Annotated in this window: 27 protein-coding genes; 15 read left to right on the forward strand and 12 right to left on the reverse strand. The window is 70.9% G+C overall.

Annotated features, from left to right (window positions below):
* Positions 1-80 precede the first annotated feature (80 nt).
* Genes KZ829_RS33575 through KZ829_RS33590 form a run of 4 tightly spaced genes read left to right on the forward strand, consistent with a single transcriptional unit; the run spans position 81 to position 3,536 of the window.
* Complete coding sequence (locus tag KZ829_RS33575; protein WP_220147858.1) at positions 81-1,037, forward strand: ABC transporter ATP-binding protein; 957 nt, start codon at positions 81-83, stop codon at positions 1,035-1,037.
* Complete coding sequence (locus KZ829_RS33580) at positions 1,034-1,777, forward strand: ABC transporter permease (protein WP_220147859.1); 744 nt, start codon at positions 1,034-1,036, stop codon at positions 1,775-1,777. Before KZ829_RS33575 ends, KZ829_RS33580 begins: the two co-directional genes overlap by 4 nt.
* A gap of 17 nt (positions 1,778-1,794) precedes the next feature.
* A complete protein-coding gene (locus tag KZ829_RS33585) occupies positions 1,795-2,946 on the forward strand; it encodes a sensor histidine kinase (protein ID WP_220147860.1) in 1,152 nt (383 codons plus the stop codon).
* Positions 2,943-3,536: a response regulator transcription factor gene (locus KZ829_RS33590; RefSeq protein WP_220147861.1), complete on the forward strand. Its 594-nt coding sequence runs from the start codon at positions 2,943-2,945 to the stop codon at positions 3,534-3,536. Before KZ829_RS33585 ends, KZ829_RS33590 begins: the two co-directional genes overlap by 4 nt.
* On the opposite strand, the gene KZ829_RS33595 is transcribed toward KZ829_RS33590, so the two are convergent.
* Positions 3,533-5,689 (reverse strand): molybdopterin oxidoreductase family protein, encoded by a 2,157-nt coding sequence (locus KZ829_RS33595; RefSeq protein WP_220147862.1) that lies wholly within the window; start codon positions 5,687-5,689, stop codon positions 3,533-3,535. The two genes, KZ829_RS33590 and KZ829_RS33595, sit on opposite strands and share 4 nt — an antisense overlap.
* Before the next feature lie 109 nt (positions 5,690-5,798).
* Between KZ829_RS33595 and KZ829_RS33600 the strand changes: the two genes are divergently transcribed.
* Positions 5,799-6,221, forward strand: a complete 423-nt coding sequence (locus tag KZ829_RS33600) for an RNA polymerase sigma factor (protein WP_220147863.1) — start codon at positions 5,799-5,801, stop codon at positions 6,219-6,221.
* On the opposite strand, the gene KZ829_RS33605 is transcribed toward KZ829_RS33600, so the two are convergent.
* Positions 6,203-6,856 (reverse strand): DUF3159 domain-containing protein, encoded by a 654-nt coding sequence (locus KZ829_RS33605; RefSeq protein WP_220147864.1) that lies wholly within the window; start codon positions 6,854-6,856, stop codon positions 6,203-6,205. The two genes, KZ829_RS33600 and KZ829_RS33605, sit on opposite strands and share 19 nt — an antisense overlap.
* A 66-nt stretch (positions 6,857-6,922) precedes the next feature.
* Positions 6,923-7,531, reverse strand: coding sequence for an MBL fold metallo-hydrolase (locus tag KZ829_RS33610; protein ID WP_220147865.1), 609 nt, complete (start codon positions 7,529-7,531; stop codon positions 6,923-6,925).
* 67 nt (positions 7,532-7,598) lie between these two features.
* On the opposite strand from KZ829_RS33610, the gene KZ829_RS33615 reads away from it, so the two are divergent.
* Together KZ829_RS33615 and KZ829_RS33620 are read left to right on the forward strand one after the other, a co-directional pair.
* Positions 7,599-8,087 carry a SigE family RNA polymerase sigma factor gene (locus KZ829_RS33615; RefSeq protein WP_220147866.1) on the forward strand — a complete coding sequence of 163 codons (489 nt, stop codon included), beginning with the start codon at positions 7,599-7,601 and terminating at the stop codon, positions 8,085-8,087.
* Positions 8,084-9,127 carry a hypothetical protein gene (locus KZ829_RS33620; RefSeq protein WP_220147867.1) on the forward strand — a complete coding sequence of 348 codons (1,044 nt, stop codon included), beginning with the start codon at positions 8,084-8,086 and terminating at the stop codon, positions 9,125-9,127. The genes KZ829_RS33615 and KZ829_RS33620 overlap by 4 nt, the downstream gene beginning before the upstream one ends.
* A 51-nt stretch (positions 9,128-9,178) precedes the next feature.
* On the opposite strand, the gene KZ829_RS33625 is transcribed toward KZ829_RS33620, so the two are convergent.
* Both KZ829_RS33625 and KZ829_RS33630 read right to left on the reverse strand, forming a co-directional pair.
* A complete protein-coding gene (locus KZ829_RS33625; RefSeq protein WP_220147868.1) occupies positions 9,179-9,568 on the reverse strand; it encodes a hypothetical protein in 390 nt (129 codons plus the stop codon).
* 10 nt (positions 9,569-9,578) lie between these two features.
* The gene (locus KZ829_RS33630) at positions 9,579-9,857 is read right to left on the reverse strand and encodes a hypothetical protein (RefSeq protein ID WP_246636705.1); all 279 of its coding nucleotides are present in this window, start codon (positions 9,855-9,857) and stop codon (positions 9,579-9,581) included.
* Positions 9,858-10,047: 190 nt separating this feature from the next.
* Between KZ829_RS33630 and KZ829_RS33635 the strand changes: the two genes are divergently transcribed.
* The 3 genes from KZ829_RS33635 to KZ829_RS33645 are packed head-to-tail and all read left to right on the forward strand — an operon-like array spanning position 10,048 to position 12,325.
* A complete protein-coding gene (locus KZ829_RS33635) occupies positions 10,048-10,542 on the forward strand; it encodes a SigE family RNA polymerase sigma factor (protein ID WP_220147870.1) in 495 nt (164 codons plus the stop codon).
* A gap of 25 nt (positions 10,543-10,567) precedes the next feature.
* Positions 10,568-11,551 (forward strand): hypothetical protein, encoded by a 984-nt coding sequence (locus tag KZ829_RS33640; protein ID WP_220147871.1) that lies wholly within the window; start codon positions 10,568-10,570, stop codon positions 11,549-11,551.
* Positions 11,552-11,569: 18 nt separating this feature from the next.
* Positions 11,570-12,325: a hypothetical protein gene (locus KZ829_RS33645; RefSeq protein WP_220147872.1), complete on the forward strand. Its 756-nt coding sequence runs from the start codon at positions 11,570-11,572 to the stop codon at positions 12,323-12,325.
* 1,039 nt (positions 12,326-13,364) lie between these two features.
* Here KZ829_RS33645 and KZ829_RS33650 read toward each other — a convergent pair.
* Positions 13,365-14,558 (reverse strand): MFS transporter, encoded by a 1,194-nt coding sequence (locus KZ829_RS33650; protein ID WP_220147873.1) that lies wholly within the window; start codon positions 14,556-14,558, stop codon positions 13,365-13,367.
* A 61-nt stretch (positions 14,559-14,619) separates the two neighbouring features.
* Here KZ829_RS33650 and KZ829_RS33655 point away from each other — a divergent pair, with 61 nt between their 5' ends.
* Positions 14,620-15,111, forward strand: coding sequence for a hypothetical protein (locus KZ829_RS33655; RefSeq protein WP_220147874.1), 492 nt, complete (start codon positions 14,620-14,622; stop codon positions 15,109-15,111).
* Between the two features lie 180 nt (positions 15,112-15,291).
* On the opposite strand, the gene KZ829_RS33660 is transcribed toward KZ829_RS33655, so the two are convergent.
* Positions 15,292-15,663 carry a helix-turn-helix transcriptional regulator gene (locus KZ829_RS33660; protein WP_246636707.1) on the reverse strand — a complete coding sequence of 124 codons (372 nt, stop codon included), beginning with the start codon at positions 15,661-15,663 and terminating at the stop codon, positions 15,292-15,294.
* Here KZ829_RS33660 and KZ829_RS43510 point away from each other — a divergent pair.
* Both KZ829_RS43510 and KZ829_RS33665 read left to right on the forward strand, forming a co-directional pair.
* Positions 15,650-15,865, forward strand: coding sequence for a hypothetical protein (locus tag KZ829_RS43510; RefSeq protein WP_246636708.1), 216 nt, complete (start codon positions 15,650-15,652; stop codon positions 15,863-15,865). The two genes, KZ829_RS33660 and KZ829_RS43510, sit on opposite strands and share 14 nt — an antisense overlap.
* A gap of 108 nt (positions 15,866-15,973) precedes the next feature.
* Positions 15,974-16,510 carry a DUF5565 family protein gene (locus KZ829_RS33665; protein ID WP_220147876.1) on the forward strand — a complete coding sequence of 179 codons (537 nt, stop codon included), beginning with the start codon at positions 15,974-15,976 and terminating at the stop codon, positions 16,508-16,510.
* Positions 16,511-16,520: 10 nt separating this feature from the next.
* Here the strand turns inward: KZ829_RS33665 and KZ829_RS33670 are convergent, their stop codons facing one another.
* Positions 16,521-17,000, reverse strand: a complete 480-nt coding sequence (locus KZ829_RS33670; RefSeq protein WP_372453945.1) for a DinB family protein — start codon at positions 16,998-17,000, stop codon at positions 16,521-16,523.
* Positions 17,001-17,004: 4 nt separating this feature from the next.
* A complete protein-coding gene (locus tag KZ829_RS33675) occupies positions 17,005-17,994 on the reverse strand; it encodes a lysylphosphatidylglycerol synthase transmembrane domain-containing protein (RefSeq protein ID WP_220147877.1) in 990 nt (329 codons plus the stop codon).
* A gap of 130 nt (positions 17,995-18,124) precedes the next feature.
* Here KZ829_RS33675 and KZ829_RS33680 point away from each other — a divergent pair, with 130 nt between their 5' ends.
* Positions 18,125-18,727 (forward strand): TetR/AcrR family transcriptional regulator, encoded by a 603-nt coding sequence (locus KZ829_RS33680; RefSeq protein WP_220147878.1) that lies wholly within the window; start codon positions 18,125-18,127, stop codon positions 18,725-18,727.
* 77 nt (positions 18,728-18,804) lie between these two features.
* Here KZ829_RS33680 and KZ829_RS33685 read toward each other — a convergent pair whose 3' ends face one another.
* Entirely contained in the window at positions 18,805-20,226 is a 1,422-nt protein-coding gene (locus tag KZ829_RS33685; protein ID WP_220147879.1) for an MFS transporter, read from the reverse strand.
* A 122-nt stretch (positions 20,227-20,348) separates the two neighbouring features.
* Positions 20,349-21,128, reverse strand: a complete 780-nt coding sequence (locus KZ829_RS33690; RefSeq protein WP_220147880.1) for a LamG domain-containing protein — start codon at positions 21,126-21,128, stop codon at positions 20,349-20,351.
* A 53-nt stretch (positions 21,129-21,181) separates the two neighbouring features.
* On the opposite strand from KZ829_RS33690, the gene KZ829_RS33695 reads away from it, so the two are divergent.
* Positions 21,182-21,562 (forward strand): YccF domain-containing protein, encoded by a 381-nt coding sequence (locus KZ829_RS33695; RefSeq protein WP_220147881.1) that lies wholly within the window; start codon positions 21,182-21,184, stop codon positions 21,560-21,562.
* Positions 21,563-21,596: 34 nt separating this feature from the next.
* On the opposite strand, the gene KZ829_RS33700 is transcribed toward KZ829_RS33695, so the two are convergent.
* A complete protein-coding gene (locus tag KZ829_RS33700) occupies positions 21,597-23,201 on the reverse strand; it encodes an AMP-binding protein (RefSeq protein WP_246636709.1) in 1,605 nt (534 codons plus the stop codon).

The following is a 23,201-nucleotide window of genomic DNA, read 5'->3' on the forward strand; positions in this document are numbered from 1 at the left end:
CCGAGAGATGACATCTGTCATGGCGGACCGCTGACGGCGGCGACTGCCGTCGATCCGCGTGCTCGCGAACCATGGTGGACATGAGCACGCAGACACTGACCCACACCGATACCGCCGTCGAGGTGGCCGGACTGCGCCAGAGCTACGGCGAGTTCGAGGCGGTCAAGGGCATCGATTTCACTGTCCCGTCCGGGGGCCTGTTCGCGCTGCTCGGCACGAACGGGGCCGGCAAGACGACCACCATCGAGGTGCTGGAGGGGTTCCGGCCGGCCGGTGGGGGCACGGTGCGGTTGCTCGGGCTGGACCCGTACCGGTCGCGGAAGGCACTGCGCCCCCGGGTCGGGATCATGCTCCAGGAGAGTGGCCTGATCGGCGATCTGACCGTGGCCGAGACCGTGGACCTGTGGCGCGACCTGCATGTCAGGCCGATGGAGCGGGCGGCGGCCCTGGCGCTGGTCGGGCTGACCGACAAGTCGGGCGTACGCGTGAGGCAGCTCTCCGGTGGCCAGAAGCGCCGCCTGGACCTGGCTCTGGCCGTGGTCGGCCGCCCCGAGGTGCTGTTCCTCGACGAGCCGACCACCGGCATGGACCCGGAGGCCCGGATCGCCACCTGGCGGCTGATCCAGGATCTGGTCGCGGCCGGCACCACGGTGCTGCTGACCACCCACTACCTGGAGGAGGCGGAGCGGCTCGCCGACCGGGTGGCAATCATGCACCGGGGTGAGATCCGGATCGCCGGGACGGTGCCCGAGGTGGTGGCGGGTCACGGTGACCGGATCGCGTTCCTGGTGCCGGCGGAGGTGCCGATCGACTCGCTGCCCCGGATCGACGGGTCCGCCCCGGAGATCGTGGTGGACGACGGACGGCCGACCGCCCGGTACACGGTGACCGGCGGCGAACCGGACGGCCGCGCCCACCGGACTGTGGCCACGCTGCTGGCCTGGGCCACCTCCCGCAACGTCACCCTGAACCGGCTGTCGGTCCGCCCGGCCTCGCTGGAGGACGTCTTCCTGACCATCGTGGAGGAGAACCGATGACCACCGATCTCAAGCACACCGTCCGGCTGGCCCGGGTCGACATCCTGCTGATCATGCGCAACCGGTCGGCGCTCACCAACGCCGTCCTGATGCCGCTGCTGGTCGCCGGTTTCCTGATCTTCACGGCCCGGGCGCAGGCCGCCGACCAGGTCCCGTTCATGCTGACCGGGCAGGTGGCCACGCTGGCGCTGTTCGCCCCGCTGGTCAACCTGGCCGGCTTCTACACCACCCGCCGGGAGGAGCTGATCCTGAAGCGGCTGCTCGGCGGCCCCGCCTCGGCGACCGCGATCCTGGGTGGCAGCGCGGCCGGCGCGACCGCCGTCTACCTGCTCCAGGTGGTCGCGCTGTGCGTGGCCGCGGTGCCGCTCGGCGTCGGCCTGCCGGAGAACCCGCTGTTGCTCCTGGCCGGGGTGCTCGGCGCGGCGGCCCTGTTCAGCCTGGTCTCCATGGTGATCTCCGGGTTCAGCTCGACCGGGGAGCTGGCGCAGATCGCGACCGTGCCGTTCATGTTCCTCTGCCTGTTCCTGTCGCCGGCGATCGTGCCGTTGGACGCGCTGCCGGAGCAGCTCGGCCGGATCGCCGAGTACCTGCCGATGACCCCGGTCACCGAGCTGATCCGCACCGGTTTCCTGGGAGAGGGCGACGGCGTGCTGCCGAACCTGGGCCTGCTGGCGGTGTGGGTGGCGGTCGCCGCGGTGGTGGCCCGGCGCTGGTTCCGCTGGGATCCACGACGTGGCTGAAAGCTAGGGTGTCCGCCATGACCGCCGCAGTACACCGCGCCCGCCGGCTGACCATGTGGAGTCTGGCGTTCACCCTGGTTCTGGCCTGGTTCGGCGCTCTCGCCGGGGTCGTCCTGCACATCTCCGAGGGCCGGGCCGACCCGGTGCGGTTCGCCGTCGCCGGTGTCGCGCTGGCCGTCTTCAGCTCGTACATCTGGCGTTTCATCCGGGCGGTGTCGGTGCGCTGGCCGGAGGAGGCCCGGGAGAGCCACCGCTACGCGCTGTACTCCGGCATCGCGGTCCTGGTGATCCTGCTGCTGCTGGACGCCGACCCGTCCGGCTTCGGCCTGATCGCGATCTCCTGGGTGAGCGTGGTGACGGTCCGGGCCGGGCGGTTGGCGAGCATCCTGCTGGCAGCCGGCACCGCCGTGTTCTGCGTGCTCCTGCTGTCGCTGAACCCGGGCATCCAGGAGATCCCGATCGCGGCGGCGGCGGTCGTCTACGGGATCATTTGCCTGACCATGCCGTACGCGAACAAGCTCTGGATCTGGATCCTGGACCTGGGTGAACAGGCGCACGCCAGCAAGGACGCCGAGGCCCGGCTCGCGGTCACCGAGGAGCGGTTGCGGTTCGCCCGTGACCTGCACGATCTGGTCGGCCACAGCCTGTCGGTGATCGCCGTGAAGAGTGAGCTGGCCGGCAAGCTCACTGCCATCGACGCGGCCCGCGCCGCGGAGGAGATGGCGGTGGTCCGCGGTCTGGCGCAGGACAGCCTGCGCCAGATCCGGGAGGCGGTCCGTGGTTACCGGGTCCTGGACCTGGCCTCCGAACTGGACAGTATCCGCGCGATCCTGGAGGCCGACGGGGTGCGCTGCGAGATCGACCTGCCGCCGGGAGCCGTCGACCCGGAGACGGCCGCCCCGTTCGCCTGGGTGGTGCGCGAGAGCGCCACCAACATCCTGCGGCACAGCTCGGCCACCTGGTGCCGGGTGTCGTTGCGGGCGGCCGACGGATCGGCGGTCCTCGAGGTGGTCAACGACGGTGCGACAACCGGTTCCGATCCGGCCGGCACCGGGCTGGCCGGGCTGGGCGAGCGCCTGGCCGCGATCGGCGGCTCGCTCACCGCACAGCCCACCGGCGACGGCCGTTTCCTGGTCCGCGCCACCGCCCCGACCGGAGTCGCCGCGTGATCCGTGTCCTGCTGGCCGATGATCAGCACCTGATCCGCGAGGCCCTCGCGATGATGCTGGAGTTCGAGGAGGACCTGACCGTGGTCGCCCAGTGCGGCCGCGGCGACGAGGTGCTCACCGCGGTCGACGCCCACGATCCGGACGTGATCGTCCTGGACATCGAGATGCCCGGCCTCGACGGGCTCAGCGTCGCCGAGCGGCTGCCCGGCCGGGCCATGCTCATCCTCAGCACCTTCGCCCGCCCCGGCCACCTGCGCCGGGCCATCGCGGCCGGGGTGCGCGGCTTCATCCCGAAGGACTCCTCCAGCGCCGAGCTGGCGGACGCCATCCGCCGCATCCACGCCGGTGGCCGCTACCTCGATCCGGAGCTGGCCGCCTCGGCCATGATGGCCGGCGAGAACCCGCTCACCGACCGGGAACGCGACGCCCTCGCCCTGGCCGCGGCGGGCGCCTCGGTCGCCGAGATCGCCGGGCGGCTGCATCTGAGCGAGGGCACGGTGCGTAACTACCTGTCCAACGCGATCACCAAGCTGGGCGCCGCCAACCGGATCACCGCGATCCGTCACGCTCAGCGGATGGGGTGGATCTAGGCGGGCTTCAACTCGACCGGGATCCCGTTGAGGACGCTGTTCCCGGACAGCGGGTCGATCACCAGCTCGTCGGTGAGAAGGTTGGAGTTGACGCCGGGACGCTCGGCCGCGACCGCCATGCGGGTGCCCGGCAGGTCGTGCCCCCAGCCGTGCGGCAGGCTCACCACACCGGGCATCACCCGGTCGGTGACCTCGGCGCGGGCCACCAGACCGCCGGCCCGTGAGGTGACCTGTACGGCGTCCCCGTCGGCGACCGCGAGTCGCTCGGCGTCGGCCGGATGGATCTGGAGCGTGCACCGGTCGCGCCCCTTCACCAGCGCCGGGACGTTGTGCATCCAGCTGTTGTTCGACCGCAGATGCCGCCGTCCGACCAGGACCATCCCGCCGCGCTCCCGGTCGAGGGCGTCCCGCAGCCGTTCCGCCTCGGCGGCCAGCTCGGGCACGCACAGCTCGACCGTGCCGGAGGCGGTCCGCAGCGCGGCCGGGATCCGGGGCCGCAGCGGCCCGAGGTCGATGCCGTGCGGTGCGGCCTTCAGCCGGTCGAGGGTCAGCCCGTCCGGGTTCTCGCCGAAGCCGTCCCCGTACGCCCCGGCGCGCAGCGCCACGTCGAGCAGCCGCTCGGCCGGATGGTCGCCGGTGACCAGGCCGTGCCGGTCCTCCGGAACCCGGCGCAGCGCCTGCCGCATCAGCTCGTCGTGCACGACGGCGGGGTCACTGTCGTCCTGGCCGAGGACGATCAGCATGAGCCGGGCCAGGATGTCGCACTCGTCCGGGACGGCCGGGTCGGGTGGCAGCACCGGCGGCGAGTAGGCCGCGAAGTTGCGCACCGACAGCGCCAGGAAGCTGAAGTCGTAGTGGCCCTTGCGCACCGAGTCGGTCGGCGGCAGCACCACGTCGGCGTGCCGGGTCGTCTCGTTCAGGTACGGGTCCACGCTCACCATGAAGTCGAGCCCGGACAGCGCCCGGTCCAGGCGCCCGCTGTTCGGTGTGGACAGCACCGGGTTCCCGGCGATCGTGATCAGTGCCCGGACCTGCTCGTCGCCGGGTGTCTCGATCTCGTCGGCCAGGGTGGCGACCGGCAGCTCGCCCTTCACCTCGGGCAGCCCGCGGACCCGGCTGTGCCAGCGCCCGGTCCGGAACCCCTTTCCGGGCTTGGCGGCGCCGGACAGGTGCGGGGCGAGCGGGAACATCACGCCGCCCGGCCGGTCCAGGTTCCCGGTGAGGATGTTGACCACGTCGATCAGCCAGCTGGTGACCGTGCCGAACTCGACGGTGCAGGTGCCGATCCGCCCGTACACCGCGGCGGTCGGGGCGGCGGCCAGCTCCCGGGCCAGGCCGCGGATCCGTTCGGCCGGGATCCCGCAGACGTCGGCGACCCGCTCGGGCGGGAAACCCGCGGCCAGTTCGCGGACCGGCTCGACGCGGCTCACGTACTCCGGGATCGTGGCCAGGTCCTCGGCGAAGAGCGTGTGCACGATGCCGAACAGCAGGTACGCGTCGGTGCCCGGCCGGATCCAGAGGTGCTCGTCGGCGTGTTCGGCGGTCCGTGTCCGCCGTGGATCCACCACCACGAACCGCCCGCCGCGCGCCTGGATCGCCTTGAGCCGTCCCGGGAAGTCGGCGGCGGTGGCGAGGCTGCCGTTGGACTCCCACGGGTTGGCGCCGAGCATCAGCAGGAAGTCGGTCCGGTCCAGGTCGGGCACCGGGATGGTCAGCGGATTGCCGAACAGGTAGCCGCAGGACACGTGCTTGGGCATCTGGTCGACGGTGCTCGCCGAGTAGACGTTGCGGCTGCCCAGCGACCGGATCAGCGGTGTCACGTAGAGGCCGCCGGACATGGTGTGGGCGTTCGGGTTGCCCAGATAGAGGGCGACGGCCTGTGCGCCGTACCGCTCGATGATCGGCCGCAACCCGGCACGAACCGCGGCGAACGCCTCCGCCCAGCTCACCTCGACGCCCTTGACCAGGGGCCGGCGAAGCCGGTCGGGATCGTCGGTGAGCTGCCCGAACGTGGCGCCCTTCGGGCAGACGAAGCCGTGGCTGAACACGTGCTCACGATCGCCGCGGGCCGCGACGACCCGGTCGGCGTCGATGGTGAGCTCCAGGCCGCAGGCGGCCTCACAGAGCGGGCAGGTCCGGTACGCGGTCCGCATGGCCGTCTCCCAACGCTGGGTTACTGGTCGGTATCCTGCCACGCCCGACCCCGGATCGGACAGGTTGAAAGACTGACCGGGCTGCCGGACATGTGCGGAGGTGGACCTCGTGAACTCCGACCCACGCCGGGCCCGGTTCGAGCGGCTGGCCCCCACGGTGATCGATGCCGTGCGCCGCTACCTGGCCCGGCGCACCGATCCGGCGACCGCCGACGACGTGCTCTCCGAGACGCTGCTGATCTGCTGGCGGCGCCTCGAGCGGGCCTTCTTCGCCTTCGCCGGCAAGGTGACAAAGATCAACGACGGCGACGTCACCATGAAGGTCACCCACAACTACCGGAATCTGGAGGGCCCGGGCGTCACGATCCCGCAGCCTGAGGGCAGCTCCGAGACGATGCCCGGCAGCGGGCGGTTCGAGCTCGGCAAGGAGTACCTGGTGGCGGCCACCGGCAACGGAGACATGCTGATCTGCGGCTACAGCGGCGAGGCCGGCACGCCCGGCCTGCGCGAGCTCTACGAAGCCGCCTTCTGAGCCGGGTCGTCCACGACCGGGTGACGCAGACCCGGGTGGTCCGCCGGCAGGCTGCGGCGGATCACCCACCAGCTCACCGCCAGACACCCGGCGATCAGCGGCCCGGACAGCCCGAGCCGGGCCGCGGCCAGCGCCTCGGTCCAGCCCGCCTGGTGGAGCGGCAGGAACACGGCGACCCGGATGACGTACTGCATCACCCACACCCAGCTGCCCCGCGAATAGGCCCGCAGCAGCGCCGGATCCCGCCGCCAGCGCGTCCGCTGCCCCAGCACGGTGCCGACCACCAGCCCGAGCAGCGGCCACCGGATCACGATGCTGATGATCCATGCGAGCGCGCTGGCCGCGTTGCTGAACAACTGGAGCAGGAAGAAGTCCTCGGCCTTGCCGGTGTAGAGCGCGATCAGGGCGGCCACACACACCAGGAACAGCCCGATCAGCACGGCCCGCGGCTTGTCACCCTTGCGCAGCCGCCACCAGGAGAGGCCGATCGCCGACAGGACGGCCGCGATCGCCCCGGCCCAGATCGACTCCCCGAAGGCCAGCCACCCGGCCACGAACCCGACCGCGGGCAGCGACGCGTCGACCGCGGCCCGCCGCCCGTTGAGCAACTCCGCCAGCGATTCCGGCTGCGCCATCTCCACCCGCCCCTTATGAGGTTAGGCCACCCTAACCCAGAGGCCATTCTTCCGGTACGGGCGGGCTCAACCCATCCGGGACCGCTCGGCCCCGATCGTGGTGTCCTCGCCGTGCCCGGTGTGCACCACGGTCCCGTCCGGCAGGGCGAACAGCTTCTCCCGGATCGACTCGACGATCAGCCCGGCGTCGGAGTAGGACCGGCCGGTGGCGCCGGGCCCGCCGTTGAACAGGGTGTCGCCGGTGAAGACGCGGTTCAGGTCGGGGGCGTGGAGGCAGACGGCGCCGGGCGCGTGACCGGGCGTGTGCAGCACCTCCAGCACCGACCCGCCCACCTCGATCCGGGCGCCGTCGGCCAGGTCGATGTTCCACCACACCCCGTCGCCGTGGGTCAGCTCCCACAGCGGCCACTCGGCGGGATGCAGCAGGATCGGGGCGCCGGTGCGGTCGCGCAGCCCCGGGGCGACGCGGACGTGGTCGTCGTGGGCGTGCGTACAGATGATCGCCCGCACCTGCCGGTCCCCCACCACCGCGAGGATCGCCTCCACGTCGTGCGGCGCGTCGATCACCACGCACTCGTCGTCGTCGCCGACCACCCAGATGTTGTTGTCGACGTCGAAGGTCTGGCCGTCCAGGCTGAAGGTGCCCGTGACGACACCGTGATCCACTCGCAGCATCCTCGGATTGTCCGTGAAATTCCCGGGCGTCGCTAAGCACTCGCCGGACCGGGAGCGTTACAGGAGCATGACTTTCGAGGAGTTCGTGGTGGCGCGGCTGGGTGCCCTGCTGCGCTATGCGACCGCGCTCACCTGCGATCCGCACCAGGCCGACGACATCGTCGGCGAGGTGATGGTCCGGGCCAACGGGCGGTGGCGGCGCATCGCGGCGATGGAACAACCCGAGGCGTACGTGAAACGCATGGTCCTCAACGAGTTCCTGTCCGTGCGGCGGCGCTGGGCCCGGGTCGTCCCGATGAGCCACGAGCAGCTCGACGACCGGGCCGGCGGCGTCGACCCATACCCCGAACACCACGACCGCGACGACCTGATCCGCCGGGTGGCCACGCTGCCACCCCGGCAGCGGGCCGTCATCGTGCTGCGCTACTTCGAGGGCCACACCCACGACGAGATCGCCGACCTGCTGGGATGCCGGGCATCCACGGTCCGGGCGCACGCGTCGACCGCCCTCGCCCGGCTCCGAGTGGAAGCGACCACCGTGGGAGAGATCCGATGAACGACAACATGCTGCGTGACGCGCTGACGACCATCGCCGACCGGGCGCACGACCCGGGCCCGGTGGCCGCCCGCATCACCGCCCGGACCCGGGTCCACCGGCAGCGGCGAGGGCTGTTGGTGGCCGCCGCCGCGGTGGCCGGGACGACCGCGGGCACGGCCGTGCTGCTCGGGCGTACGCCCCGGGTGGTCTCTGATCCGCCTTCGGTCTCGCCTCCGGTCTCACCTTCCATCTCGCCTTTGCCCGCGCCGACCGGGACCCGGGTGCCGCTGCTCTTCCGGGCGGCCTGGATGCCCACCGGATACGCCGAGACCGCCCGCGACGCCACGCTCCCCGGCGCGCCGGTCCGGCAGGCCCGCTCCTGGCAACGCGGCGACGACGTGATCCACCTCTTCCTTCACCCGCGTACGGAGGAGGAGCTGGCCGGGCGCACCACGAGCACGATCGGTGGCCGCCGCGCCTGGCTGACCGACAATCCCGGCCAGCCACTCCAGGTCCACCTCGACGCGGCTGAGGGGATGCTGCTCGGCATCGCCATCGACAAGGCCGGCGACCGGGCCCGGACCGCACAGCGGATCGCCGCGTCGATCGAGCCGGACGGTGTCTCGGAATGCGCGGTATCGCTGGCACTCGGCTGGCTTCCCGACCGGCTCACCGGCACGGTCACCGCCTCCCTGAACGGCACCCGGACCGACTGGTCCGAGTCGCTGATCCTGGAATCCGGACAGGGCCGGCTCGACGTGTCCCTGGCTCGGGAGGTCTCCACCCCCAAGGGCGAACCGGCCACCCTGCGCGGCGTACCGGGGACGGTCTTCATGGGTGGCGAGATCAAGGACTGCGGGGACGCCGTCGTCCCGCCGACGGACGGGCCGCCGGCGACCTGCCGCGGCCGGGTGGCCTCCAGCGCCCGGATCGAGCTGGGCGGCAGCCGGATCCTGCGGGTGACGACATGGGCCGAGGTGACCCGCGACGAGCTGATCCGGATCATGAACGAGCTGGTGGTCGGCCCGGAACCGGACGTCAGCTGGCTTCCTCGCTGACCGCCAGCCGGGGCGTCCCCTGATCGCATCCGGTCAGCTCGACCTCCACCGTCACCTCACCACGAACCTGGCGGAACTCGCCGTCGTCGTCCTGGTCGTGCACCGCGAAACCCTGCGCCGGCGACATCGAGACGATCCGCTCGCAGTCCGCCACCACCGTGCCGCCCCGGGTCGGAACGACCGGCCCCGGGCGGCCGGCTCGGTCTTCGCCGTCTCGTTCCTCAACGGCTCGGCCGGCATCGACGGAGACGCGTCGCCCAGCCCGTCCAGCGCCCGCTCCACCTCGTCCTCGCTGATCGGGGCGCCCTGCCGGGACACCAGCCCGGACCCGACCAGGCCGATCCCGACCACCCCGACCAGTACGGCGAGCACCGGCGCGACGATCCATCCCGCGACGATGACCAGGGGCAGCCGGCCGAGCCGGTCCAAGAGGCGCACCAAGGACGCGGGATCAGGCGATGCCCTCCGCGACGAGCACCCCGTCGACGTAGGCGTGGACCGGCTGATCCCGCAGACCGCCGAAGAGCAGCTTCCGACGGTGCTCGATCGTCACGTAGTGCTGTTCCCGTGCCCCGATCACGAGGTTGTACCGTTTGACCAGCTTCACCGAGGCGATCCGGACGGTGTTGACGACCTCGTGACCGTCCACAGTGATGGACAGGCCGCCCCAGAACTTGTTGAACGAGAACACCACGGTGTGGCGCTCGTCGGCACCCACATCGAAGCTCATCCGCATCCTTGTCACTGTAGGGAGCGGTGGCCACTCTCGGCTGGCATGACGGCCCATCCCCGCGTCCGCTGCGGCTCCCGAACACCGGCCGGGTCCCGATCAGCCCGTGGCCGTGTCGGCTGAGGTAAGCGGATCCGGCTCGCCGGCGCGTCCTGAAGATTGACGGAGCGAGCGACGGCGGGGAGTGCCAGTGCGGAGCGGGTTCGAGGAGTTCGTGCGGGATCGGGGTGACTCGCTGAGACGGTTCGCCTATCTGATCTGCGGCGATCGGCACCTCGGCGAGGATCTGGTGCAAGAGGTGCTGGTCAAGGCATATCGACGATGGCCAAAGATCGAAACAGACCAACCCGATCGGTACGTGCGGACCGCCATCGTTCGATCGCACGTCTCGTGGCTGCGCCGCCGGTCCAGCGGGGAGCGGCCGGGTGTCGTGCCGGATGCGCCCGTCGACGGTGACTTCGCCGAGGGGCAGGCGCTGCGCGACGAGATCTGGTCCCGGCTCGGCACTCTCACCCGGGCTCAGCGGGCGGTCATGGTGCTGCGGTACTACGAGGATCTCGACGACCGGCACATCGCTGACGTGCTGCGCTGTTCGCCCAGCACGGTGCGGGTCCATGCCGCTCGCGCTCTGGCCCGGTTGCGGGCCGGCCTGGCGCAGGCCACTAAAGAGGATTCGAACCCATGAGTGAGAACAGCACGGAGGTGCCGGCATGAGCTTCGAGGACGACCTTCGGATCACCCTGCGGGACCGGGCCTCGGAGACGATGCCGCCGGCCGATCTGCTGACCGAGACCAATCAAGGGGTACGACGTGATCAGCGCCGCCGTCGGTGGCTGGCGACCGGGGTTGCCGTGGTGGCGGCCGGGGCAATCCTCGCCGTACCGCTGGTGATCCGGGGCGACGGTGGTTTGTCGCCGCGTCTTCCGGTGGCGCCGGGCCCCTCGCTGCCCGACGTGGCGGGTCTCGGGCCCTGGGAGCCGATGGTCACCTTCGATCTGCGACCAGGCTGGGTTCCGGAGGGGGTGGGCCCGGCCACGCTGGAGTTGATGGGCCCCAACCAGGTCCTCCGGTACGAGAAGGACACTCAGATGCTGGCCGCCGAGTTCGGTCCACTCGAACCGGAGTGGGAGGTGGAGGCGACTGCCGAGAGCTCCACGACGATCGGCGACCGTCCCGCGATCGTGCACACCGCCGACGACTACGACAGCGCGGCTCCCGGTCACCGGTATGTGGCCGTTCGCTGGAGAACCGCCGAGGACAAGTGGGTTCAGGTGACGAGCGTCGGGCCGTACAGCGAGGAGGAGGTCCTCCGGTTCGCCCGGGAACTGGGCAGCGAGCCGGGCGTGGTTCCGCCGGTGCCGTCCACGTTCAGGTTCGCCGAGCAGATGGCCGGCATGGCCCCGCAGTACGTGGACCCGACCATGGTCTGCCAGGTTCCGCAGGAGATGTCCGGCAAGCAGCGGCAGCCCGAGGGGTTGTGCGTCTACGTCCTAGAGGAGGAGTTCGCGCCCGGGCCGCACGGGGAGCGGCTGCTCATCGGGGGTAGGCCGGCGTACCTGTATCTCGACGGCGGGATCTTCGACATCGACCTGGGTGGCGCTCGCACCCTGCGGATCGAGTGGGACCAGCAGACGATTCCGTTGGGCCGGGAGCGCATCCTGAGGTTTGCCGCGGGGATCACCTACCGGGGCTGACGCTGGCAGGATGATCAGGTGAGCACTCTGATCGAACCGTGGCCGCGCCCGGCGTTCCGCCCCACCGGCCGTCCGGCGTCGACCATGTTCGTCGCCTTCGCCGAACGGGACGTGCTGAGCGGCCTCGACCTCAAGGTCGGTGCCCCGCCGTCGGCGCCGCTGGCCGCGCTGGACCTGCGTCAGCACCGGTATTCCGACGACCCGGAGTGGTTCGACGGCTGGCGTTCGGGGCCGCTGCGGCAGGTGGCCACCCGGGAACTGCCCGACCCGGAGCGTCTGGACGCCGCGACGTGGTGCTACTCGATCCGGCTGATCGTGGACGACCCGTCCGACCTGACCCATCTACAGCTCGGCTGGGCGGTGGCCGGGCTGCTGGCCGAGGCGGGGGCGTTCGCGGTGCTGGACGTGTACACGCACACCTGGCACCCGGGTGACGAGGTCGCCGGTCTGGACGCGCACCGGCCGTTCGTCGTCCAGCGGGATGTCGGGCTGGTCGCGGAGACCGACAGCCGTCCCGGATTCGGGCATCCGGTGCACACCCGAGGCATGATCAAATTCGGTCGCCCGGATCTGATCGCCGGAGTCCCGTCAGAGCGGATCGAGCAGACCGCCATGATCCTCAACCACCTGGCCCGGATGCTGGCCGAGGGCCACGCTTTCGAGATCGGCCAGCTCTTCCGAGTCGACGGCGAGCGAACCTTGCAGGTAACCCCTTACGAGGGCGACCCCGACGTAGGCCTGATCGGCGACGGCCTACTACTGATCGACATCTAACGACATCCACATCCCAACCACCCCCACTCCCACTCCCCCCGCGCCTTGCACCCCGCGCCCCGCACCCCGCACCCCGCGCCCCGCGTTTCGCACCGCGCCCCGCACCCCGCGTTTCGCACCCCGCGCCCCGCGTTTCGCACCGCGCCCCGCACCCCGCGTTTCGCACCCCGCACCCCGCACCTCGCGCCCCGCGTTTCGCGCCCCGCGCCCCGCGCCCCGCACCTCGCGTCCCGCGTCCCGCACCTCGCGTCCCGCGTCCCGCGCCTCGCGCCCCGCGTTTCGCGGCGATCTTGGACGTTTGTCCGCTGCTATCGGTGGGGGAACGTCCAAGATTGCTACGAGAGGCGCGATCCGCACTGGCACAGCTCACGCTGCCCCAACCACGACGACCTTGAACGCTCACCCACCGAAAGCGGTGGACAAACGTCCAAGATCAGACGGTGCACAGCGCCAAGATCGAGACAAGGTGTGCGGTCCGCCCTGCGACAGCTCCCACTTCCCAACCACGGCAACCTTGGACGCCCACCCACCGAAAGCGGTGAACGAAAGCCCAAGGTTGGGACGAGTGGTGGGGTGCACCCCCGCTACGGCTCATGCTTCACCAACTACGGCGACCTTGGACGCTCGCCCACCGATAACGGTAGGCGGACGCCCAAGATCCGGACGAGTGGTGGGGTACACCCCCGCAACGGCTCATACTTCACCAACTACGGCGACCTTGGACGCTCGCCCACCGATAACGGTAGGCGGACGCCCAAGATCCGGACGAGTGGTGGGGTACACCCCCGCAACGGCTCATACTTCACCAACTACGGCGACCTTGGACGCTCGCCCACCGATAACGGTAGGCGGACGCCCAAGATCTGGACGAGGCATGGAAACAGGCGCGAGGGCCAGTACGGGCGCAAGGGCGAGACGCAAGGACGAGACGCGGCGGCGGGTGACGGGTTGAGTGCGATGGGCGCGGCGAAGCGGGAGACATCGCGAGTCGAGTGGGGTTGCGCGGCGGGTGGGATGGAGGAAGGGATGGCGGTGCGCGTTACTCGTACCGGGGATGGGGTTTTATCCATCGGTGGAGCAGGACCGCGGCGAGCAGGCCCGCGCCGCCCACCGTGATCGCGGCGGCCGTCAGGGAGGCGACCGCGGTGACCGCACCTATCAGGAGGGGGCCGCCGCCCTGGCCGATGTCGGAGCAGAGACGCCAAGCGCCGAGGAACTCGGCGCGCCCGGCCGCGGGGGACGCGTCCGCGCCGAGCGTCATGACCAGGCCCGCGCTGAGACCGTTGCCGAGGCCCATGAGCAGCGCCGCCGCGGTGAGGCCGAATGCGCCCGTGGCCAGCGGCAGCAGGGCGTGTGCCGCACCGAGCAGGGCCATCGCGGGGACCGCGGCCCACCGCCGGCCGAAGCGGTCCATGAGTTTGCCGGCCGGATAGAACAGCAGCATGTCGATGCCGCCGGAGACGCCGTAGATCAGGCCGATGGTGGCCGGGTCGAGGCCGAGCGACACGCCCCACAGCGGGACGATGGTCTGGCGGGAGGCCCGCAGCGCGCCGACCAGCAGCACGCCGACGCCGAGGGTGCGCAGGGTGTGCTGGTTGGCGCGGATGACCGCCCACAGTCCGGGGCGTTCGGTCCCGGCCGGTACGGCGCGGTCGTGCGGGACCGGTGGCGACACGATGAGTACGACGTTGGCCAGGGCGACTCCGGTGATGGCGACCAGGTACGCCCCGTCGAGCCCGGCCAGGTGCATGGCGGCGGCACCGAGGAACGGGCCGGTGAACGTGCCGATCCGGCCGACGCCGCCGAGGGTGGACATGGCGCGGGCGCGCAGTTCGGGGCGGACCGCCTCGGTGAGGTAGGCGTGGCGGGACAGCGCCCACGCCGAACCGCACACTCCCAGGAGGGCGACCGCTGCTCCTAGGAGCAGCACGTTCGGGGCGAGCATGCAGCAGATCAGGGCGGGGATGGCGAACCCGGCGGCGGTGAGCATGGTGCGCCGCTCCCCCACCCGGGAGATCAGCACGCCGGCCGGCAGGGAACCGCTGATCTGGCCCAGGCCGAGCAGTCCGGCGACGATCGCGGCGACCGCGGGGGACGCGCCGAGGCCGGTGGCGGTCAGCACGATCACCGGCGCGACCGCCCCGATGCCGGTGGAGTAGACCGCCGACGGCAGGTAGACGGTCGGTCCGAGCTGGCGCAGCGTCTGGCCCTGGGCGGCGGCGGTCTCGGTCACCCGGGAACGGTAGCCCGCCCCCGGACACCGCCATGCGCGACACTTCCTAACATTTACAACCATGAAGCACTGGCGAAGCAATCTCGCCCTCGCGCTGTCGGCCCTCAGTCTGCTGATCGTTCTCGGTCAGTGCGCCTCGGACTTCGCCTCGGACTTCAACACCGGTCTCCAGTCCGAACCGGAACTCGCCACCGCCTCCCAGGTGGAGGCCGTCGCCCACGTCACGCTGCCGCCGGGGACGGTCCTGCTGTCCGCCGTCTACAGCAACGGGCTAAAGACGCGCCTGGTCGCGAAGTTCCGGATGCCGCGCGCCGCGCTCGACGGGTTCGTGGCGTCCGGGAAGTTCACCACCCAGCCGGTCGACGGCCTGCGACCGGTGACCGGCAAGGACAACCTCGGCGGTGGCAACCTGTGGAAACCGGAGGAGTCGATCAAGGTCGCCGGCATCGACGAGTCCGAGGCGCCCGGACCCGAGGGCACCTACCGCAGCGTCCTGTTCGGCCTCGACGACCCGGACAGCGTCCTGGTCCACCTGGCCGCGACCAAGAACTGAGGACCGCAACCAAGAACTGAGGGCCGCGACCAAGAACTGAGGGCCGCGACCAAAGGCTCAGGGCCGCAGCAAAGGACTCAGGGCCGCAGCAAAGGACTCAGGGTCGCATCAAAGGGCTCAGGGCCGCGACAAAGGGCTCAGGGCCGCGACAACAAGCGAAAACGCTCCATAAAGGGCGTCCTATCCGCGCACCCAGCCCTGCCGGGTCGCCTCCACCCCGGCCTGGAACCGGCTGCTCACACCGAGCCGCCGGGTCAGCACCATCATGGTCCGCTGCACGCTGCGGGTGGATATCGCCAGCTTGCGGCCGGCCGACTCGTCGGTGTGGCCCTCGGCGAGCAGCTCGATCAGGCCGCGTTCCTGGGTGGTGAGGCCGTCCTGGTCCCGGGCGGCCACCTCGCCGAACGGCCGGCCCGACGCCCAGATCTGTTCGAAGAGGGCGATCAGCCCGGCCACGACGCCCGGTGTGCTGATCTCCAGCGCCCCGGCTCGCGGGCCGGCGGGGTCGATCGGCACGAGGGCGGTCCGCTGGTCGACGATGACCAGACGCATCGGCAGCTGCGCGGCCAACTGCGCCACATCTGCCCGGCACTCTGAAGCATCGCTCGATACACCGTCTCGTCCCAGGTGGACAAACCCAGTTACCCGCACCAAGGCCATCTGGCTCTACAAGGGCGACGGCAACGGCAGCTTCGAATTCGGCGAGCAGAAGGAGATCTGGGCCGGCTGGGGCGTCTTCGACCTGATCGTCTGACCCACCCCCACGCGCCACAAGCCGCCACCCGCTCACATCGAGCGGGTGACGGCAGCGTCGTGCCGGAGGGCGCCGATAACCGGTTGAGCCCGATGCGACGATGGCGCCATGCAGAAGATCCCCACGCTGTTCCAGCGTGACCCGCAGGACCGTAAGCGCGTGCTGCCCGAGGCCAACCCCGTCTGCCAGTGGGTTCTCGACGGCGAGGGGATCGCCACCCGGAAGTACGACGGCACCTGTGTGCTGCTCGACGCCGACGGCACGTGGTGGGCGCGCCGCGAGGTCCGCCCGAGCCGGACCCGCCCGCCGGGTTACCGGCCGGTGATGACCGACGAGGTCACCGGCAGGACGGTGGGCTGGGAGCCGATCGCCCAGTCGGCCTACGCGAGATATCACGCCGAGGCCGCCGCGTCGTTCACCGGCGATCCGGGCACCTACGAGCTGATCGGCGAGAAGATCAACGGCAACCCCGAGGGGGTACGCGGACACGCGCTCGTGGCGCACGCGAAGGCCGACCGGCTGGACGTGCCCCGCGACCTGGACGGGCTGCGCACCTGGCTGCTGGCGCACCCGAAGTTCGAGGGCATCGTCTGGCATCACCCGGACGGCCGCCGAGCCAAGATCAAGTACCGCGATTTCGCATAGGCCCGAAAGATCAGGCGAGGATCTGTTCGCGCAGGATGTCGGCGTGCCCGCAGTGCTGCGCGAGCTCCCGCAGCACGTGCAGGTAGATCCAGCGCAGCGGCAGCGGCCCGCGCCGGTTGCCGGTCACCACGTCGTCCAGCAGATGCGCCGCGGTCGCCTTCCGGGAGGCCTCGCAGGTCTCCCGGTAGGCCGCCCGCACACTGTCGACGGTGTCCTCCTCGGTCAGGATGAACGACTCGTCCGGTGTCGCCGGGATCCCGATCTCGTCCCGGGACCGTCCGGTGATCGCCTCGTCGAACCACACCTTCTCGACGAACGTGGCGTGCTTGACCAGCCCGAGCAGCGTGGTCCGGGACGGCACCAGGCTGCGCCGGGCCTGCTCCTCGGTGAGACCGTCGAGGCAGTCGTGCAGCGCCGCCCGGTGTTCGTCGAGGAAGAACTCCCACTGCTCGCGCAGCGGCCTGCCGATCACGTCGTCCATCGAAGACATACGCTCACGCTATCCGGCGGATCGCCAGGTACGAGAGCCAGCCCAGGCCGATGATGAAGCCCAGCGTGATGAGCCGGTAGAGGACCACCGCGGCGATGGCGATCCCGGTGGTCATGCCGCCGGCGATCAGGCCGAGGATGAGAGCGCCGTCGATGATGCCGAGCCCGCCGGGAACGATCGGCAGGCTGCCGGCGGCCATCCCGGCGCAGAACGCCAGCAGCAGCTGTCCGGTGCTGATCGTGCCGCCACCGACCGCGACGCAGCACAGCCACAGGCAGAGCGCGTCGAGCAGCCAGTTGAGCAGGGCGAAGATGATCGCCGCGGCGCCATGGCCGGGGGTGAGCCTGGCGACCCGCAGCTGTTCGAGGAAGTCCTGGACGCGGTCCCGGCCGTGGTCGGCGGGCCGCTGGCGCAGCCGGTTCACCACGGTGAGCAGCGCGGCCAGGCGACCCGGGTGCCGGGCCAGCCGGCGCACCCCGAGGGTGGCCAGGACGACGGCAACGGCCAGGGCGGCCAGCGTGTGCCAGTCGGCGGTGTCGCCGGCGGTGGCCGTGCTGAACAGGGTGATCGCGGCGAGGGCGGCCGCGGAGAGGATGCCGGAGAGGGCGATGCACCAGGAGGCGATCGCCGGTGAGGCCCCGAAACGGCGCATCTGCCGGTAGTTGAGGGCCGTGGAGAAGGCCGGGCCGCCGGGCAGGCTCACGCTGAGCGAGTGGGCGGCGTAGGCGAGCGCGACGTGCCGCCGCAACGGCACCCGGACGCCGGCGGAGCGCAGCAGGCGGCGCTGCATCCGGGCGTAGGCCTGCATGGCGGCGGTCTCGGCGAGCAGCGCGGCGGCCAGCCAGCCGAGGTGCGGGGCGCGCAGGTGGGCGAGCGCGCCGAGCAGCGATTGCCAGCCGAGGACCAGTTCGGTGCCGAGGATCGCGACGACCACGGCGACGACTGTCCAGCCGGCGCCGCGCCGTTTGGTCGGCTCCTCGACGAGGGTGGTCATTCCTGCATCCGGCCTCTAGTAAACATCTGTTGACTTAAAAACCGTACCGGCGTACGGCATAGGGGTCAACAGCCGTTTTCGTCACAGGAGCAGGGTGGCTAAGCTGGCGTAACTGACCGGAAGGACCGCTGTGACCACAGGGGAGACCGCGACGCCGCCACGGCGCCGGGACGCCGCGAAGACCCGGCGGCTGCTACTCGACGCGGCGATCCAGCGGTTCACCCGGGACGGGTATGCGGCCACCACCGTCCGCGACATCGCCGACGACGCGGGTGTCAACGTGGCGCTGATCAGCCGCTACTTCCGGTCCAAGGAGGGCCTTTTCGAGGCCTGCCTCACCAGTAGCGTCGACGAGCTGCGGCGCAACACCGGGGAGACCCCCCTCAGCCGTACGCCGGAGGCGATCGCCCGGCAGATCGCCGGCCCGTGCGCGGACGGTCTGCCCTACCACCTCGCGCTGCTGCTGCGTTCGTCCGGCGACGAGGGAGCCGACCGGATCCGGCTCGGGCTGCTCCAGTCCTACAGCGAGCGGCTGGCCGCGGTGGCCGGCTGGTCACCCGGCTCCCCCGAAGGCGACGACCTGCTGTTGCGCGCCCAGGTGGTGCTGGCCGCCGCGGCCGGGATCGCGCTCCTGCGTACCAAGACCGGCCTGGGGCCGTTGGCCCAGGCCACCGAGGAGGACCTCGTCCCGCCGCTGCGCGACCTGGTCGAGGCCCTCCTGAAGAACGACTGACGAAGAAGCGACCGGCCGGCTCTCAGTGCTGTCTCGAGCGCCGTGAGACAGCACTTTGGGCCAGCCGTGAAGATCCGTCAGGCGCGGCGCCGGGACGACGGCACGAGCAGGGACGCCAGCACGGCCAGCGCCGCGACCGCCGCGCAGATCCAGAAGCCCTTGGTGAAGGCGGCGTCCGACGGGATGCCCCGTGGCCCGGTCTCGGAGGCGATCACCGCGGCGATCACGGCCGTGCCGATGCTGCTGCCGACCGACCGGGCGATCGCGTTGACGCTTGTCGCCTCGCCGGTGTTGGCCGCCGGGACGGCCGCGATGATGGCGTTCGACATCGACGCGAAGGACAGCCCGATGCCCATGCCGGTGAGGCAGCCGGACGCCAGGATCTGCCAGATCCCGCCGTGCCCGACAGCAGGCAGCGCGAAGGCGGCGACCACCGCGACGGCGCCGACCACCAGCGGGATCTTCGGGCCGTACTTCCGGTCCAGGAAGCCGGCGAGCGGGCCGAAGACCAGCATCATGAGGGTGGTCGGCAGCAGGTAGAAGCCCGCCTCGGAGACCGTCTTGCCGAAGCCGTAGCCGAGGGCGGTGGGCAGCTGGAGCAGGATCGGGATCAGCAGGAAGCTGCCGAACATCGCGAAGCCCAGGATCAGCGCCACCAGGTCGGCGGTCCACACACCCCGCTTGGTGAGCAGCCGCATGTTGATCAGCGGCTCCGCCATGCGCAGCTCGACCAGGACGAACACCACGAGCGCGACCAGGCCGAAGCCGAGCAGACCGAGCGTCTTGGCGGAGGTCCAGCCCCAGTCGTCGCCGTCGCTGATGGCCAGCAGGATCGAGACCAGCGAGACGGACAGGATGCCCGCGCCGACCAGGTCGAGCCGGCCCGGGGTGCGGCTGGTCGATTCGGGCACGCCGAAGATCGCGCCGACCAGCGCGATCATGACGATGACCAGGGGGAACCAGAACAGCCAGTGCCAGGACAGGTGGTCGACGATCGGGCCGGCCGCGACGATGCCGACGCCCGCGCCGATGCCGAAGATCGCGGAGAGGCCGCCGACGGTCACGCTGACCTTCTCCGGAGGCAGCACGTCCCGGACGATGCCGATGGAGAGCGGCATGATCGCGCCGGCCGCGCCCTGCAGGGTCCGGGCCACGATGAGCACGGTGAGGCTGGGCGCGAGCGCGGCGAGCAGGGTGCCGGCGGCGAGCAGCACCAGGACCGCGAGCAGGACCTTACGCTTGCCGACCATGTCACCCAGCCGGCCCAGGATCGGGGTCAGGACCGAGGCGGAGAGCAGGTACGCCGTCAGGATCCAGCTGATCTCCCCGGTGTCCACCTGGAACTCCCGGGCGATCACCGGCAGCGCCGGCGCGACCAGCGACTGGAGCACGGCGAAGGCGAGCCCGCCCAGCGACAGGAAGAGCACCACGAGCGTGGTGTTCGCGTGCCTTCCCGGAGCGGCGCCGGACTTGACCGGCTCGGCGATGGTTTGCGTCATCAGATCCCCGGAGAAAGAAGTAAACATTCGCTGACTTACCCAAGTTAGGGTCCACCCGAAGTCAGGTCAACGGACGTTTACATCACACGCGCCTCCCGGGCGCTCACGTAGGCGTGCGAGATCTAGGGCTTTGAAAGGAAGATCTCGTCGATCGCGCCGTGGAACTGGTCGTTGTCGCCGTGCGCGCTCTTGCCGCCGACGTTGAGGGACATGGCGTTGTCGACGCGCAGCGTCGTGGGGATGCGGACGGCGGCGTGCGGCGAGCCGTCGACGAACAGGATCAGATCGGTACGGGTCCGACGGCACTCGAGCCGATGCCAGGTCCCGTCGGCCACCCCGATCGGCGCTACGGCCACGTGGATGACGCGGGAGTCCTCGCCGCGCATGACGCAGCTCGGCTGCCCGGGGCGGCCGTCGATCTGGAGTTTGTACTGGCTGCCCTCGGCCGAGTAGCCCTTCTGGAGCACGTTCTGCCCGTCCGTGGTGTGCCGCGCGGCCAGCCGGACGGTGGCGCCGTAGCTGAACGGCGCGTCACCCGGGTTGAGGTCCGGGCGGCTGAGCGTGCGCAGAATGAGCCGCCGGCACGGCTCCCGCTCGCACGGCGGCGGGAACTGCACCGCCCGGCCGGCGTCGTGCGGAACGCTGCGGGGGCGGGCCCGGTTGCCGCCGAACGGGGTCAGATGGTGGCCGAACCGGGAGGCGTCGTCCCACGGCCGCGGACCGTCGAAGTCGTAGCGGGCCAGCATCAGCGGAGGCGGCGCCGGCGGTGACGCGGGGGTGACCCAGACGGCCGGCGCGGGGCCGGACGGGCGGAAGACGATCGCGGCGGCGAGTACGGCGACCGGCAGCAGCGCCAGCAGGGCGATCACCGCGGCTCGGCGGCGGGTCAGCGGTGAGGGCACATACCGTCAAACGCATCCGCAGGCCAGGGGTGGCGGTCACGGGTCATCCTGAGGTGGTGCGATTCATCCTCAACGTGCTGTGGTTCATCTTCGGCAGCGGCTTCCTCCTGGCCCTCGGCTACGGGCTGGCCGCGCTCGTCTGCTTCCTGCTGATCGTCACGATCCCGTTCGGGGTGGCCGCGCTGCGGCTCGCCGTCTACGCGATGTGGCCGTTCGGGCGGACCGTGGTCAGCGGCCCGGGCGCGGGCGTCGCCTCCGGGCTCGCCAACATCCTCTGGGTGGTGCTGGCCGGCTGGTGGCTGGCGCTCACCCACCTGATCGCCGGTGTCGCGCAGTGCGTCACGATCATCGGCATCCCGTTCGGGATCGCGAACTTCAAGCTGGTGCCGGTGGCGTTCTGGCCGCTGGGCCGGGAGATCGTGGATCTGGACTGACCCACGACCACCCGGCCATCGACGGCTCCGGTGACTACAGCGGCCCGGTGGGCAGCTCCCGGCGCACCAGCTTGCCGGTCGGGTTGCGCGGCAGGTCGTCGACGAAGACCACGTCCCGGGGCACCTTGTAGCGGGCCAGGTTGGCGCGGACGAACTCGCGGATCTCCTGCGGGTCCCGGGCGGAGTCCTCGGTCGGGACGATGAAGGCGCGCAGCCGGGTGCCGAAGTCCGGGTCGTCGACGCCGATGACCGCGGCGTCCATCACGTCGGCCCGTTCGGCGAGCAGGTTCTCCACCTCGAGCGGGTAGACGTTCTCCCCACCCGAGATGATCATGTCGTCCTCGCGGCCGTCGATGTAGAGCAGACCGTCGGCGTCGAAGTGCCCCTGGTCGCCGGTGGCCATGAAGCCGTCGATGATCTGCTTGTTCTGGCCGTCGGTGTAGCCCTCGAACGGGATGCCGGTACGGACGAAGACCCGGCCCTTCGTGTCGGCCGCGGTGATCCGCTTGTCCTCGCCGTCGTAGAGCGCCACCTGAACCGTCACCGGCGGCCGGCCCACCGTCCCGGGCGATTTACGCAGCTCGTGCGGCTGGGCCACGGACGCGACGGCCACCTCGGTGGAACCGTAGACGTTGTAGAGCACGTCGCCGAAGACGTCCTGGAAGCGGACGCACACGTCGGGCGGCAGGGCCGATCCGGCCAGGAAGACGGTCTTCAGCGAGGACGTGTCGTACTTGGCGATCACGTCCGGGCCGAGGGCGAGAATCCGGTTCAGCATGGTCGGGACGGCCACCAGCATGTGCGCCCGGTGCTCGGCGATCGCGGCGAGGATCTGCTCGGCCCCCAGGCGGCGCAGCAGCACGGCATGGTTGGCCAGCGACAGCCCCACCGTCCAGGCGCCGAACCCGGTGGCGTGGAACAGCGGGGACGCGATCACCGCGGTGCCCTGACGGGGGAAGTCGATCCGGTCCGCGATGACGGCGCTGGCCAGCGGCGACACCTTGGTACGCGGGGCGCCCTTGGGCAGTCCGGTGGTGCCGCTGGTGAGGATGATGAACCCGCCCGGCTTCTCCGGGATCGGCTGCGGGATCGTGATGGGCTCGGCGGCCGTGAACTCCTCCACGCTGAGCAGCCCCGGCGGCCGGTCGTAGCCGTCGTCCTCCCAGGTCAGGTAGCGGGGGATGTCGTCCGGCAGGGCATCGACGGCGTCGGCGAACTCGCTGTCGTACATCAGGAAGCGGACGTTCTCCCGCTTGATCACCTCAGCGAGCTGAGAGGCGGCGAGACCGGTGTTGAGCATCGCCAGCCGCAGGCCGGCACGGGCCGTGCCGGTGATCGCCAGCGCCAGCCCACGGTGGTCCCGGGCCAGCACCCCGATGATCGACTTCTCCGGCAGGCGCACCTTGCGCAGCGCGTGCGCGAGGGCGTTGGAGCGCTGGAAGAACTGGAGGTAGGTCCAGGTGCCGCGCTCGTCGGTGAGCGCCGGCAGGTCGGGGAACTCGGTCGCGGCCTTCTCGGTGAGGGCCGCCTGCGGCCCGATCTTCGCGTTGTTGCCGGCGGCCTTGATCAGCCGATCCGGGCGCAGAAGGTTGACGATGCCTATCTGGTGCATCCGCAGAACCGCGTGCAGCGTGCTCAA

The organism is Actinoplanes hulinensis (genome assembly GCF_019429605.1).
GTDB lineage: Bacteria > Actinomycetota > Actinomycetes > Mycobacteriales > Micromonosporaceae > Actinoplanes > Actinoplanes campanulatus.